Below are 14,138 nucleotides of genomic sequence, written 5' to 3'. Positions count from 1 at the left end.
AGCTACCGATAATGGGTAAACTGTCGGTAAATCTGACAGGACGCAACCGTTAAACGGGCGATATTTCCCGCCAGAAACGGTATTTAACGAAAAAAGCGTCGGCCCGATTTACAGCAAGCTCCGACGAAAAAGGAGCCGGAAAAGGGCCAAAAAAGGGGGACGACGCCCCCTTCCCCGCAATCACCGGCGCGGCATCAGCCGCAGCGCCGTGAGCGTGATCGCCTCGCTGCCCGAGGCGATGACCTTGTCCGCCACCGGTGCCCAGAACGGGCTGTGCAGCGATGGCAAGGGCGCGCCGCCCGACTTCGCCGCCGCCAGCCTTGCGGGATCGACCCCGCCGACCCAGAAGATGACCGACTGGATGCGGTCCTCGTCCGCGCGGCGGAACTCGCCGAAGTCCTCGCCGCCCATGACAGACGGGGTGACGACGACATTGGCCTCGCCCATCTGCGCCTTGAGATCGGCAACGGCGGTCTGCGTGAATTCCGGCGAGTTCCAGGTCGCCCGGGTATGCGGCTCCTTGACGGTGACGACCGGCATCAGCGGATCCGGCAGGCCCGAGGCGATCGCCTCGCCGCGCGCGATGCGGCGGATGCCGTCGAGCAGGCGATTGCGCGTCTCGTCCGAGTAGCTGCGCACCGTCAGCTGCAGCTTGGCATCGTCGGAAATCACGTTGTGCTTGGCGCCGGCATGGAACGAGCCGACCGTGACCACCACCGGATCGAGCGGATTGGTCTCGCGGCTGGCAAGCGTCTGCAACTTCATGACGATCGCACTGGCCAGGACGATCGGATCCTTGGTCGCCTGCGGATAGGCACCGTGGCCGCCGATGCCTTTCACGTCGATGTCGACACTGTCCACGTTGGCGAGTGCCCAGCCCACCGCAGCCCCCACCTGACCGGCCGGAAGATCCGCCGAGTCGTGAAACGCCAGCGTGTAGTCCGGCTTGGGGAAACGGCTGTAGAGCCCGTCCTTGAGCATCGCCAAGGCGCCTTCCCCGGTTTCCTCGGCAGGTTGCCCGACCATGACCAGGGTACCCGACCACTGCGACTTGCGCGCGGCCATCAGCCGCGCCGTCTCGATCCACGCGGTCATGTGGGTGTCGTGCCCGCAGGCATGCATGATGCCGCTTTCGACACCCGCGGTCGACGTTCCACGCTGGACCGAGGCAAAGGGCAGCCCCGTCTGCTCGATCACCGGCAGCCCGTCCATGTCCGCCCGGATCAGGACGGTCGGCCCCTCCCCGTTCCTGAGCACCGCGACGACGCCCGTTCCGCCCACTTTCTCTGTAACCGTGAAACCAGCCTCGCGCGCGGCCTTGGCGAGGACGGCCGCGCTGCGCACTTCCTGATTGCTCAATTCAGGGTGCGAATGAAGGTCGCGGTAGGTCGTCATCAACCCGGGCAGATCCCGCGCGATCGCCGTCGCCACGTCCGGCGTCATGGGAGCGGCCTGCGCCAAAGCGGGAAACAAGGCGCAGACGGACAGCGCAGCGGCAGAATGGAGCAGGGTTTTCATGCCCGCAGCCTATGGCTCCCGCTCGCTCCCTGCAAGCACCTACCGCCATGCCATTATCGCATGCAATCAATTGGATCGAACAGGATGCTCAGCCTCCCAGCAAGCCCTGCGCCTCGAGCGGCCCGCTGATGAATTCGGGCATGTGCATTTCCCGGATCAACTCGCGCCGGTCCCGTGCGACCTTGGGAAAATCCTTAGCCGCCTGCACCAGCACCGATTCCGCCTGCTTCGGCTGCTGGTTGAGCGCCAGCGCCGACGCCAGCAGGTAGCGCGGGATAAGTCCGTAATCGTCCGCACCGAGCCGCGCGTAACGCACCGCCTTTTGTCCGTCACGGCGATAGAGCGCATCGATCGTCAGCCCCGACCAATACCATGCCGGGTGACCGGGATTGAGGCTTATGGCCTTCTCGGCCAGGGCCGGCGAATTGTCGTGCTCACCCAGCACGCCGAGAAGCCGGCTCGCCTCTGCCAGGATTTCAGCATTGTTCGGGCTGATCGCCAGAGCCTTGCCGATAGCCTCGCGCGCGGCGACAAAATCACCCTCATGAAACCGGGCTATCGCCAGATACTGATAGGCCTGCGCATTGGTGGCATTCGCGGCCACAGCCTTTTCCGCCGCGTCCAGCGCCTCACGCGATGCGCCAGCGCCGCGGCTCACCGCCTCATGCGTATAGATCCATGACAGCAAGGCCCAGGCGTTCGAATAGTTCGGTTGACGCGTGACGGCCTGGGTCAGGCACTCCTTGACTGGCGGCAAGGTTTCCGGGCGCTTTTCGCGCATGAACTGGAACGCTTCCAGCTCGCAGAAATAGTCGTCCATCGAGACGCTGCGGTGATTCTCAAGGTCATGCCGCTTCGTCTCATGGATCACCCCGTAGGGCTGCCCGAGACGTGAGGCGACACCGAGCGCTATGTCGGCCTGCATCTGCAGGATGCGACTGGGCTCGACAGTCATCAGGTCACTGCTCTCCGACCAGACGACCACACCGCCGGGAACCCGCACGAGACTGGAGTTGACGCGGAACTTGTCGCCGGAAATCAGGATCGCGCCCTGAAGCACGAAAGTGCTGCCACGCGGTGCGGTTCGCGCCCGGTGCTCCATAGTCGGAGATAGTCCGCGCGGATCGAGCCCGATCACCGCGAGATTGGGCAGTTGGGACAGATAGTTCACCAGATCGTACTGGAACCCGTCCCGGACATGGACCGCCTGCACGGTTCCCCCCGTCAACGAATAGGGCGCAACATAGACGGTCGGCCCGCGCGGCATCTCGCCGGCGCGCGATACCACCGTATCGCGCAGTTCGCCCGGCCAATAGATGATCACCAGCGCCGACACCAAGGCGAGCACCGCCAGCAGGACCCATGCCCTGCGCTTGCCCGGGGGCGCTGTGGATGGAAGGACAGCCTCGTCACCGCCGGACGACGCGGGCGGCACCGGCGGCTCAGCCTCCACGTCACCCGCTTCGAGGGCGCCACCACCGGTGCGCTCCGCCGCCTCGAGCGTCAATCGCGCCGCCGCGGCGGCTTCCGGCTCGGCCGCGGCGCCATCGTCGCCAGCGTCATCGTCGCCAGCGTCATCGCTCACCGGTTCCTGGAGTGCGGCTGCCATTTCGAGCGACGGCACATAGGAACCGCGCGAGAGAACGATCCGCGCGGGGTCCCGGACACCCTCCCCCCCATAATACTCGGCAAGTGCCTTGCGCAGGCGCGCCATCTGCACGCGCACGATCGAATCGGAGGATGCGTCAAAACCCTCGTCCCGCCCGAAGACATCGAGGGCGATCGCATACCCCTTCAGACGATCGGCGTGACCGGCAAGGGTCTGTTCGACAAGATGGACAAGAAGTTCGGAAAGACGCGGCGACGAGCGGAAGGTTGATGACCCGATGACGCGCAATAAGGCGTCGTGAAAATCGGCGGCGCTAGGTTCCATATCGTCCCCTTCACCGACAAAATACTAGAGAGTGAAGGACTTGGCAAACACACTGATCGCCCGCGACTTGGCGTTCGGCGCAGTTTTTGAAGGGATTGGAGCGCTTCGCGCCAATTGTGTTGCCACCGCACGCGGCAATGCGCGCCGGCCCGCTCCCCCCGGAACGGACCGGCGCGACGGGGCGAAGCTGTGCTTCTGCCCGCTTTGCGACCCGAAGCGACCTCGACCGCCTATGGGGACGGCAAGGCGAACTTGCGGGAAATGCCGGAACCCCTTGCGCGGCAGTAGGGGCAACCGCGCAATGCTATCCTGTCCAGACTCGGCACTCACTGAACGGATCGTTTTCCGGCAATCCTCGATACGGACGTCCATCGCGATCATGAGGAACACGGCCAGGGCCGGCGGAACCGCGATTGGCAGACATCAACGCATCAAGTGCGAAACGGCCAATGACCGATTCTTGCCGGGTTGGGCAGTGATTCACCGTTAAATGCGACAAGTCGTTGAAACGACTGGCTGGCCAGACGCAGAAACAGCTCGAAATCCAGCCCGGAAACGACTTCGGCGCGAAACCGGAGTTTCGCGCCGAAGGTCGATTGCATGGTGCCCCTGGCCCGACTCGAACGGGCACGCCTTGCGACAAACGATTTTGAGTCGTTCGCGTCTACCATTCCGCCACAGGGGCACGCTTGCCGCGTGCTGGCCGCCCACCCTGGAAAACCGAGGGCAAGCGGCGCCGGCGCTGCACGCTTAGCGGCGCCGGCGCTCGCACTCAAGTCACTTGAGTGCAGTTACCAGCAACTTGTGCAGACGGGAGTGGAGAACATCGTTGCCGGCGAGGATTTCGGTATCGCAGATCACCTGCGAACGGCCCTTCCAGTCGGAAACGAAACCACCAGCCTCGCGCACGAGGAGGCAGCCGGCGGCCGTATCCCAGGGCTTGAGGTCGGCTTCCCAGAAACCTTCGTAACGGCCGGCTGCAACCCATGCGAGGTCAAGCGCAGCCGAACCGAACCGGCGGATGCCCGCAACCTGCGGCGCCAGCGCGTGATAGATCTTGGTCCACTTGCCCGCGTCGCCATGACCGGCGAAGGGAATGCCGGTGGCGATCACGCTCTCGTCCATGTGACGACGCGAGGAAACGCGCAGGCGCTTGTCGTGCAGCCAGGCGCCGCGCGACTTTTCGGCCCAGTACGATTCGTCGGTGACCGGGTTGTAGATCAGGCCGGCGGTGACTTCGCCCCAGCCCTTGCCGTCGAGACGCGGCTCCTGCACCGCGATCGAGATCGCGAAGTGCGGAATCCCGTGCAGGAAGTTGGTCGTACCGTCGAGCGGGTCGACGATGAAACGCGGCTTGTCGGGATCGCCCTCGATCTCGCCGGCTTCCTCGAACAGGAAGCCCCAATCGGGACGCGCGGCGCGCAGTTCGTCCCAGATCGTGCGTTCGGAAGCCTGGTCGGCCTTCGAGACGAAGTCCGCCGGTCCCTTGCGCGAGACCTGCAGGTGCTCGATTTCGCCGAAGTCGCGGCGGAGACGGTTGCCCGCCTTGCGAGCCGCCTTTTCCATCACGCGCATGAGACCGGAGATGGCCATAATACCTTTAGTCCTTCGAGGGCCGGATGAACCGGCCGGTTATGCTTGGAGGGCAAGTCCGTGAAAAGCGGAACCGCCGTGAATATCGATGCGATTATCGGCCCTTGGCGGGCTGGGACGCACCGCCTTGGGCCGGATGATTGCAGATCGCGACCATGGCGGTCAGAACTTCGTTGGGCTTGTCGCGATGAACCTTTGCGGGGTTCTCCGCGATCACCTTGTCCATCGCCGTGCTGATGCGCGACAGCGAATTGTTGTACAGACAGCCCACCAGCACGCCCTTCACGGGCTGCTCGACCTGATCCGACTGCAGGCCGGAAATCAGCACCTTGAGGTAGAACATCGCATGTTCGACCTCCGGCGGCGGCGCGGTGTGTGCGCCCGCGGCAGGGGCCGCCGGCCTGGCGGCGGGGGCGGTCGCCTTCGCGGCAGGCTTGGCAGCCGCCAACACCGGCGAAGCGCCAAGCGCCAGCGACGCGCCGGCCAGCGCGAAAAGGACCGCCCGGCGCATCAGTCGGCCTTCTTCACGTACGTCTTTTCGTACACGTCGACGATGATGCGCGTGCCGCTTTCGATATGCGGCGGCACCATCACGCGCACGCCGTTGTCGAGCACGGCCGGCTTGTAGCTGGACGAGGCGGTCTGACCCTTCACCACGGCATCGGCTTCGACGATGGTGGCTTCGACCTGCTCGGGCAGCTGTACCGAGATCGGGCGCTCTTCCCACATTTCGAGCAGAACCTGCATGCCGTCCTGAAGGAAGGCCGCGGCATCGCCCAGAAGGTCGGCTGGGAGCATGATCTGTTCGTAGGTCTCGATGTCCATGAACACCAGGTCTTCGCCCTCGGCGTAGAGGAACTGGAAGTCCTTGGTGTCGAGACGGACGCGCTCGACAGTGTCGGCGCTGCGGAAGCGCACGTTGGTCTTGCGGCCGTCGATGAGGTTCTTCATCTCGACCTGCATGAAGGCGCCACCCTTGCCCGGCTGGGTGTGCTGCGTCTTGGCGACTTTCCAGATACCCTTTTCGTATTCGAGAATATTGCCGGGACGAATGTCGACGCCGCTGATCTTCATGAGTGAGCCTTCGATGGGAAAGAGCCGCTGAGCGGCGAAGCAGCCGCCCTTAGCGGAGGACGCGGACTGTGGCAATTCCTTCGCGTCAATGCTAGCGCAGCAGTCATGAATCGCGCACCGTTCATCCCCCCCATCGTCCGCGCCCCCGCTTTTCTTGCTTGCGGCCTGGCGCTTGCCGCAGTGTCGGCAGGCCTCGCCCCGGCCGTGGCGAGGCCGGCTCCGCCGCCGGTACCGGGCGGAACCATCAGCACCTTGCCGCTGGGGCACTATACCTGCGAAAAGGACGGCGATGCGGGCGGCGCGGTCGGCAATCCGGTGCCGGCACTCGATTTCCAGGTGGTCAACTACTCCAGCTACAAGGGCACGGACGGGGTTCGCGGCAGCTACCTGATGACCGGCGACAGCGTGATGATGACCGGCGGCAAGCTCAAGGGCGAAAAACTCCATCGCACCGCCCCTGCCTTCCTGCGCGTTATCGGTGCCGACGGCCAGGACAGCGAAATCCGCTGCGTGCTCACCTCGCGCAAGCGCCAGTCGGATGGCGGCTTCAACGAAAACGGCCCAGCAGATAGCGGCGGCGACTATTCGCAAGGCTGATCGCGCCTTCAGCCGCTGATCGCAGGAGCGGTTTGCCCCGCCTGCCGATCCATCCCATGCTCGCTTCGACAATGACCCGGCCTGTCCGGGCAGGAGGAGTGCGCAATGGACCTGGGGCTTGCCGGGAAACTGGCGATCGTGACCGGCGCGACGGCGAACATCGGCCGCGCCATCGCCCTTGAACTGGCCCGGGAAGGCGCAACAACCGTTCTGGTCGGGCGCGACCACGAGGCGGGCGAACGCCTGGCCGATCACTGCGTTCAGCAAGGCGCTCCTCAAGCGCCCTTTGTCGCTGCCGACCTTACCGACGTCGCCGCGCCCGAGCGCATCCTTGCCGCTGCCGAGGCGCTTGGCCCTGTCGATGTGCTGATCAACACCGTCGGCGGCAACGTCGCACAAGGCTTTTTCGCCGATTCCGATCCGGCAACCTGGATGGCCGACATCGACCTCAACTTCGGCACCGTGCTGCGCATGACCCACGCCGTGCTGCCGGGCATGATCGCCCGCAAGAGCGGCGCCGTAGTCAATGTTGGCTCGACCGCGGCCCTGGTGGGAGACTATCAACTCTCCGTCTATTCCGCCGCCAAAGGCGCCGTGCACAGCTTCACCGCGGTTCTGGCGAAGGAACTCGGCCAGCACGGCATCCGCGTCAACGCGATCGCCCCTTATGCAACGATCGCGCAAGATCCCGCCGCCTTCAGCACGGGCAGTCGCTTTCACCCGGATTCCGGCCTGTTCAGTCATGGCGCCGCCAGCGTGGCGGAAGAAGACCGGGCCATCCGCCAGCGCCGCACGTACGTCGGCCGCCCTTTCGCGAACCCCGACGAGATGGCGGGCATGGTTGCCTTCCTCGCCGGCGACCGGGCCAGCTTCATCACCGGGCAGATCTACCCGATCGACGGCGGCGCATTGCTATGAGGGAGAGACCATGAACTCCGCCGACCCGGCGCTGGCCGCGCTGCTCGACAAGGAAGCCATCCGCGAGCTTGTCCTGCTCTATGCCCGCGCGATCGACCGCCAGGACATCGCCCTGCTGCGCGACCTCTACACCGACGATGCGACCGATACGCACGGCGACAGCTTCGATGGCCCGGCTCAGGACTACTGCCAGTTCATCGCCGGCGCGTTCCCCTACATGCCCTATTCCGGGCACCACCTGTGCAATCACCTGATCGCGCTGGACGGCGATGCGGCAAGCGGCGAAGTCTACGCCCTGGCCTGGCACCTGATTCCCGGCCGCGAGGGAGGGCAGGAGGAAGACTTCATGGCCGTGCGCTACATCGACAACTACCGGCGCTGCGCCGACGGCAAGTGGCGCTTCTCGAAACGTGTCGTCACTTACGACTTCAAACTGCGCCGCCCGTTCGAAGGCGGAGGCCTGCTCGGGCAGGGTGCGCTGGACCCAAGCTATACGCTGTGCCCGCAAGCCCTGTTCGCACGAGGCGCGAGGGCCTGAGGGCCCTCGCTCTCCCGCTCGTTACATCGCCAACCGCTACGTTACATCGAGGGCGCATAGCCCCCGTTGAGCGGATAAGTCTGGCCGGTGATCCATTCGGCCGCGTCCGAGCACAGGAACGTCACCAGCGCCGCCACGTCGGTCGACTTGCCGCAGCGGCGGATGGAATAGCGGCCCATCAGGCCCTTCATGTGATCGCTCTGCATGATCTCGGCCCGCTGTTCCTCCGGCATGTCGGGAAGCAGCGCCGAGAGCGACACGCAATTGGCCGTCACGTTGTAACGCCCCAGTTCCTTGGCGATCGAGCGCATGAACCCCTGCGCGCCCGCCTTGGACGAGGCATAGACCGCCATCCTGGCCTCGCCCACCCGGCCCGAATCCGACACGATGGTGACGATCCGGCCGCATTTTGCCGCGACCATGTCGGGAATGAACGCAAAGCAGCAGTTGTAGACGCCGTAGAGGTTGGTGCCGAGGTAGCGCTGCCAGTTCGCCGGATCCTCCTCCCAGAAATTCTGCTCCGGCCGGATCGCGGCGCCGGGCCCTGCCATGCCCGCGTTGTTCACCAGCACCGTGGCTGGCCCCAGTGCGGCCGTTATCGCGGCACGTGCCGCCTGCGCCGCGGCAAGGTCGGTCACGTCAAACGGCACCGCCAGGGCAGGGACGCCCATGGCGCGTATTTCGCCAGCCACCGCCTCCGCCCGTTCCGGTACGAAATCGTTAACGGCAATGCCGCCCGCATTGTGGCGGGCCAGTTCCAGCGCCGTGGCCCTTCCCGCGTTCTGGCCCGCACCGGTAACCAGAGCCACCTGCCCGCCCAGATCGATCAGATCGCTTGCTTGCATCCTTGCCCTCTCGTCTTTTTGTCCGTGACGGCAAGTCTTGCATGAGCCGTCCTGCCCGGCGACAGGACCGCGCCCGATATCGCGCGCACGCTGCGGGCATCGCGGCGATGGCGCATGAAAACGGACTACCCCCGGACTACCCCCAGAGTGCCTCCGCCGCGGCAAGCCCCTGCCCGCCGCGCCCGCCCAGTTCCGCCGTCAGCAGTTTGAGCCGATAGGTCCACAAGTGCAGGGGATGCTCCAGCGTCATGCCCATGCCGCCAAGGAACTGGTGGTAGTCGTAGCAGACCCGCCTCGCTGCCTCCTGCGCATGGAGCAGCGCCATCGCGGCGTCCGCCCGCGTCCCGCTCGCCGCCGCCCGCATGGCGAGCCAGTAGGCGGTGTTGGTCACCACCTGGGCCTCGGCCAGCCGGTGGCGCATTGCCTGGAACGTCGCGAGCGGACGCCCGAACTGCTTGCGCTCGGATACATAAGTCACCACGCTCGCCAGCGCCGCGCCGAGCAGGCCCGCCGCTTCCGCCGCCATCGCGACGCGCCAGGCCCGGGTGACTTCGGCCGGATCGGCATCGTGCATCGTCACGTCGCCGGGCACGCCCTTCAGGAACGCGACCGGATAGGCATAGAGCGTATCCTCCTGCGCCGGGGCAATCATATCCTCGCTCGCGGTAAAGCTGTTTACGCCGCCCGGGCCGACGACAACCACCGTCGCGCCGGGCCGCAGGAAGCGCAGCGGCGCCGAAAGACGGCCCTCCTCGACAAGGCAGAGCGGGCGCGGCAAATCCGGACCGATCAGCGGGCGCACCAGCGCCGAAACTGCCGCTTCCACCGCAAACGGCAGCCGTGCGAGCTTCTCCACCACCAGTGCGGCGGTAACGGGCCCCAGTTCCTCGACCGCCATGACATCGAGGAAGCCGTTCTCCACCAGCGCCGCGTCAAGTTCCGCGCTTTCCAGAGCCAGTCCGGCATCGTGGAGCGGAGCGGAAACGAACGGCCGCGCCAGCGCTTCGACAAAATCGAGGACCTGGGTCTGGTCGTCATTGAGGGCAAGCTGCATCAGCGCGGCTCCCGGGGCAGTTCCAGCACGTCGCTGGCGATGATGTTGAGCTGGATCTCGGCCGAACCGGCGGCGATCCCGGCGACGATGCCGCGCTGGTGGTGCATCTTGAGATAGGGCGATGCCCCCGCGAGCGCTTCGGGCAGGAACTCCACCACGAATTCGCAGACGGCGCGCTCGGCCATCACGGTGGCGTAGCGCGCGGAACTGGACTCCGCACCGATCGCCAGCCCGTCGACCCGTTTCTGCACGACGGCATAGTTCGCCGTGCCCGCCCCCTCGCACAGCGCCGCGCAGCGCGCGGCCTCGATGCGCACATGCTCGCGAACGAAGTCGCCGCGCTCCTTCAGCATCGCGACCGCCCGGTCGAGCGCGGCGCGGGCCAGCGTGAAACGCGGGATACCCAGCCGCTCGTTGCGCAGCGAATAGGCGACGATCTCCCATGCCTGCCCCTCGTCGCCGAAGCGGGCGGTTTCCGGCACGGTCACATCGTCGAAGAAGACCTCGTGAATATCACCCTCACCGATCAGTGAGGGGATCTGGCGCACGGTGATGCCCGGCGTGTCCATCGGCACGAGGACGATGGTAATGCCCTTCTTGCGATCGTCGCTGGTGCGGGTGAGGAGGAAGCAGGTGTCGGCCAGCCCGGCGTAGGACGTCCAGATCTTCTGGCCATTGATGACGTAGCGACCGTCCTTCAGCACGGCACGGGTGCGTAGACTGGCAAGGTCCGATCCGGCGTCAGGTTCGGAAAATCCCTGGCACCACAGCGATTCCCCGCGCGTGATCGGTTCCAGATAACGCGCCTTCTGCGCCGCCGTGCCATACTTCTCCAGCGTCGGGCCGATCCAGTTGACGTTCATGTACTGGCCGCCGCGCGGCTCGCCGGCGATCCACATCTCTTCGGAGAGAATCTGCTGCTCCCACGGCCCCAGTCCTTCCCCGCCCATGTCCCTTGGCCAGTGGGGGAACAGCAGGCCGGCGTCGGCGAGCGTGACGCAAAAGCTGCGGGCAAATGCGGTCAGCGCGGGCGAGGCGGGGCCGTGTTCGGAGAACTTTTCCCAGCCATCCGGCAGGTTGGCGTGCAGGAAGTCCCGGATCTGCTGACGGAACGCATCCTGGTCCTCGGTCCATTCGAACTGCATGGCATCCTTCGTCTCTGCTTTCCTCCGGCGTTACCCAGCGGGCCACGCCCTCACAAGCAAAGGGCCAACGCCCCGGCGAAAACCGCCGAGGCCGTTGCAGGACAGCCTTACTGCCGCACCGCTCCGATCGCCGCCGGCGAGACATAGCGCGTGGTCGAGATACCGCCGTCCACCGCGATGGTCTGTCCGTTGACGAACCCGGCCTCGTCCGAAGCGAGAAAGGCCACCATGTTGCCGATGTCCGCCGCGGTGCAATCGCGCTGGAGCGGCGTCAGTTCGTGATTGGTGCGGCGGAAGAAATCCAGTTCCCAGAACGCCGTGGTCATCTCGGTGCGCACCACGGTCGGCGCAATGTAGTTGGAGCGGATGCCGCGCGGGCCATATTCGGCCGCCATCGTCTGCATCAGACCGATCTGCCCGGCCTTCACGGCGGAATAGGCCCCGCCGCCCGGCGTGCCGTAGAGCCCCCAGGTCGAGCCGATGAAGAGGATCGCGCTCCCCTCTTCCATGACCCGCAGCGCCTCGCGGCAGAGCCGGAACGGCGCACGCAGCGAAATGCCAAGCACTTCGTCCAGCATGGCATCGCTGGTCTGGTCCACAGGACCGAAGTTGAACGATCCGGCATTGTTCACCAGCACGTCCAGCCGCCCGAACTTCTCCACCGCGACATCGACGATCGCGCGCGGAGCTTCATCGGCGGTGGCGTCGATGGCGATGAATTCGAAATCCATCGTCCCGGCCAGCGCATCGTTCAGCGCCTGAAGCTTCTGTACGCTGCGCCCGGTGCCAAGGACCTTAAGGCCTTTGGCTCCCAGCACCCGCACGATGGCCTCGCCTATGCCGCCTGCCGCTCCGGTGACGACTGCTACCTTGCCTTGCATCTGTCCTGCTCCGCTTATGCCGCCACCGCTTGAAGAAGAAACGGGGTTCCCGCCGTCGCGGGGATGGCGAGAGTACCTTGTGGGCACATCTGATTTTCGGTTCGCTTGTCGAAGTTTCGTCGAATCCAACCTACTTCGTCATCTCCGCGAAGGCGGGAATCCCGCTTTGTTCAAGCGCCGACCCCACCCGCCCGTTTCCGGCCCGTTCGGCAATGTCATTGGCGGCGACAAACCCGAAGGTCATCGCCGGACCGATCGTCGCCCCTGCCCCCGGGTAGGTGTCGCCGAACGGGGTCCCCGAATTGTTGCCTGCGGCATAGAGCCCGGCGATCGGCCTCCCCTCCCCATCCAGCACCCGCGCCCGGGCGTCGCAGCGCAGGCCGCCCTTGGTGCCGAGATCGCCGTTGTTGATCGGCACTGCATAGAACGGTGCCGTGTCGATCGGACCGATGTTCGGATTGGGCCTGGAAGAGGGATCGCCGAACATCTGGTCATAGGGGTTCATGCCCCGCCCGAACTCTGGATCGACGCCGGTCTTCGCGTAAGTGTTCATGTTGGCGATGGTCTGACGCACGGCCTCAACCGGCAGGTGTGTCTTGGCGCAAAGGTCCTCGATGGTACTGGCCCGGAACACGTAGTGGTCCCACCAGTCCGCCGGGATCTTGTGCTCGGGCGTATGCACTGTGGGCATCAGGCCGCCAGCGCTGAATTTCCGGCGGAACTTGGCATCGAAGATCAGCCAGCACGGACAGTTCGCACCGGTTTCCAACTGATCGCGCACCATGGCCTGCCCGAATTGGTCGTACCCGCAGGCCTCATCCACGAAGCGAAGGCCCTTGCGGTTGACCACCACGCTCCACGGACGTCCCACGTCGAACGCGGCCTGATGGATCTCGTGGAAGTTCGACGCCCCCTTCATCGGCAGCGTCATCGTCGGGATCCACCAGCCCTGCTCCGTGTGCTCGGTCGAAGCTCCGACCGCTTCCGCCGCGACCAGCGCCTCGCCCCGGTTGCCGTCCTCGGGCGTGGAGGAATGGCGCGTCAGCCCCGGCACCGGATAGAAGCGGTCCCGCAGCGCCTGGTTCCACTCGAACCCGCCCGCCGCCAGCACTACCCCGTGCCGCGCCGCCACGCTGTATCTGCGCCCGAAGCGGGACACCTCGACTCCGGTGACACGGCCTCCCTCGTCCACCGCCAGCCCTTCCAGCGCCGTCTCCAGCCGAAGCTCGACTCCGCGCGCAAAGACCTGCTCGTAAGTCGCGCCCATCAGCGCGGCGCCCTGGGTGAAGCGCTTGTCGCGGTGCGAGACCTTGCGTGTCGGACGGTCCAGCCAGTAGCGCCCGATCATCCGCCCCGCGACCATCCGCCAGCCCTTCGACTGCATCATCAGGGTAAAGGTCTCGGTCAGGTCCATCGCATAGCGGCCGAACAGCTTGAAACGGTTGTACTGCTCGCGCATCAGCGCATAGCGCCCATCGCCAAGTCGCCTCCCGTCGAACGTCGGCACGATCACCGAGCGATCCGCCCGCGCGCCCCCGCGATCGGGAAAGTAGTCCGGCCAGGCCGCCGCCGCGACCTGTACGCCGGTGGACTGCAGGAAACGCAGCATCCTGGGCGCCTCGTCCACGAAGGCTTCGAGCCGCTCCCGGTTCACCGCCACGCCGATAGTGGCATCGAGATAGGCGAGAGCCGCCTCGCGGCTGTCGCCCCGGTCACCGTCCAGGCGGTGGTTGGGGATCCACATGACCCCGCCCGAAGTGGCCGAAGTGCCGCCGAACTTGTGCGCCTTCTCGACGATCAGCACTTTCAGGCCAAGATCGGCACTGCGCAGCGCCGCCATTGCCCCTGCCGAGCCCGATCCCACCACCACGACATCGAAGCTCTCGCCATTTTCGCAATTTCCGAGCGCGGACACCTGAACTCTCCCGAAACATGTTTTCGGATCACGTTATCGCGTCGGCGGCTTGCCCACGAAATGACCGCCACGGTACAGCGGCTTGCTTGGTCCTGCTTGTGCCCGCCGCGTGCTTGCACGGTGGCTG

The 14,138-nt window shown here is 65.6% G+C and carries 14 protein-coding genes and 1 tRNA gene; 3 read left to right on the top strand and 12 right to left on the bottom strand.

Translation table 11 applies throughout. The features are described 5' to 3' along the window. Window positions 1-180: 180 nt before the first annotated feature. The 7 genes from OKA11_RS10445 to efp form a co-directional block, all read right to left on the bottom strand. Window positions 181-1,518, bottom strand: a complete 1,338-nt coding sequence (locus OKA11_RS10445; RefSeq protein ID WP_267220128.1) for an amidohydrolase — start codon at window positions 1,516-1,518, stop codon at window positions 181-183. Window positions 1,519-1,606: 88 nt separating this feature from the next. Beyond that, window positions 1,607-3,451 carry a tetratricopeptide repeat protein gene (locus OKA11_RS10440; RefSeq protein ID WP_267220127.1) on the bottom strand — a complete coding sequence of 615 codons (1,845 nt, stop codon included), beginning with the start codon at window positions 3,449-3,451 and terminating at the stop codon, window positions 1,607-1,609. A 431-nt stretch (window positions 3,452-3,882) separates the two neighbouring features. Then, window positions 3,883-4,053 carry a hypothetical protein gene (locus OKA11_RS10435; protein WP_267220126.1) on the bottom strand — a complete coding sequence of 57 codons (171 nt, stop codon included), beginning with the start codon at window positions 4,051-4,053 and terminating at the stop codon, window positions 3,883-3,885. Then, window positions 4,053-4,136, bottom strand: a tRNA-Leu gene (locus OKA11_RS10430). Before OKA11_RS10430 ends, OKA11_RS10435 begins: the two co-directional genes overlap by 1 nt. Before the next feature lie 92 nt (window positions 4,137-4,228). After that, complete coding sequence (locus OKA11_RS10425; RefSeq protein ID WP_142634155.1) at window positions 4,229-5,047, bottom strand: inositol monophosphatase family protein; 819 nt, start codon at window positions 5,045-5,047, stop codon at window positions 4,229-4,231. Window positions 5,048-5,138: 91 nt separating this feature from the next. After that, complete coding sequence (locus OKA11_RS10420) at window positions 5,139-5,555, bottom strand: hypothetical protein (protein WP_267220125.1); 417 nt, start codon at window positions 5,553-5,555, stop codon at window positions 5,139-5,141. Continuing rightward, window positions 5,555-6,118 carry an elongation factor P gene (gene efp / locus OKA11_RS10415; RefSeq protein WP_142634159.1) on the bottom strand — a complete coding sequence of 188 codons (564 nt, stop codon included), beginning with the start codon at window positions 6,116-6,118 and terminating at the stop codon, window positions 5,555-5,557. The genes OKA11_RS10420 and efp overlap by 1 nt, the downstream gene beginning before the upstream one ends. Window positions 6,119-6,223: 105 nt before the next feature. Here efp and OKA11_RS10410 point away from each other — a divergent pair, with 105 nt between their 5' ends. The 3 genes from OKA11_RS10410 to OKA11_RS10400 all read left to right on the top strand — a co-directional run bounded on the left by OKA11_RS10410 (window position 6,224) and on the right by OKA11_RS10400 (window position 8,171). Continuing rightward, on the top strand, window positions 6,224-6,715 hold the full coding sequence (locus OKA11_RS10410) for a hypothetical protein (RefSeq protein WP_267220124.1): 492 nt from the start codon (window positions 6,224-6,226) through the stop codon (window positions 6,713-6,715). Between the two features lie 105 nt (window positions 6,716-6,820). Continuing rightward, complete coding sequence (locus tag OKA11_RS10405; RefSeq protein ID WP_267220123.1) at window positions 6,821-7,633, top strand: SDR family NAD(P)-dependent oxidoreductase; 813 nt, start codon at window positions 6,821-6,823, stop codon at window positions 7,631-7,633. Between the two features lie 10 nt (window positions 7,634-7,643). Continuing rightward, the gene (locus OKA11_RS10400) at window positions 7,644-8,171 is read left to right on the top strand and encodes a nuclear transport factor 2 family protein (protein WP_267220122.1); all 528 of its coding nucleotides are present in this window, start codon (window positions 7,644-7,646) and stop codon (window positions 8,169-8,171) included. A 41-nt stretch (window positions 8,172-8,212) separates the two neighbouring features. On the opposite strand, the gene OKA11_RS10395 is transcribed toward OKA11_RS10400, so the two are convergent. The 5 genes from OKA11_RS10395 to OKA11_RS10375 form a co-directional block, all read right to left on the bottom strand. Further along, on the bottom strand, window positions 8,213-9,016 hold the full coding sequence (locus OKA11_RS10395) for an SDR family NAD(P)-dependent oxidoreductase (protein WP_267220121.1): 804 nt from the start codon (window positions 9,014-9,016) through the stop codon (window positions 8,213-8,215). 136 nt (window positions 9,017-9,152) lie between these two features. Continuing rightward, window positions 9,153-10,070, bottom strand: coding sequence for an acyl-CoA dehydrogenase family protein (locus OKA11_RS10390; protein WP_267220120.1), 918 nt, complete (start codon window positions 10,068-10,070; stop codon window positions 9,153-9,155). Then, window positions 10,070-11,215 carry an acyl-CoA dehydrogenase family protein gene (locus OKA11_RS10385; RefSeq protein ID WP_267220119.1) on the bottom strand — a complete coding sequence of 382 codons (1,146 nt, stop codon included), beginning with the start codon at window positions 11,213-11,215 and terminating at the stop codon, window positions 10,070-10,072. The genes OKA11_RS10390 and OKA11_RS10385 overlap by 1 nt, the downstream gene beginning before the upstream one ends. 107 nt (window positions 11,216-11,322) lie before the next feature. Next, window positions 11,323-12,096 (bottom strand): SDR family NAD(P)-dependent oxidoreductase, encoded by a 774-nt coding sequence (locus OKA11_RS10380; RefSeq protein ID WP_267220118.1) that lies wholly within the window; start codon window positions 12,094-12,096, stop codon window positions 11,323-11,325. A gap of 130 nt (window positions 12,097-12,226) precedes the next feature. Next, window positions 12,227-14,011, bottom strand: coding sequence for an FAD-dependent oxidoreductase (locus OKA11_RS10375; RefSeq protein WP_267220117.1), 1,785 nt, complete (start codon window positions 14,009-14,011; stop codon window positions 12,227-12,229). Window positions 14,012-14,138 lie beyond the last annotated feature (127 nt).

Source organism: Novosphingobium clariflavum (assembly GCF_026420865.1).
In the GTDB taxonomy this organism is placed as follows: Bacteria; Pseudomonadota; Alphaproteobacteria; order Sphingomonadales; family Sphingomonadaceae; genus Novosphingobium; species Novosphingobium clariflavum.
This window is presented reverse-complemented; position numbering and strand designations above follow the sequence as displayed.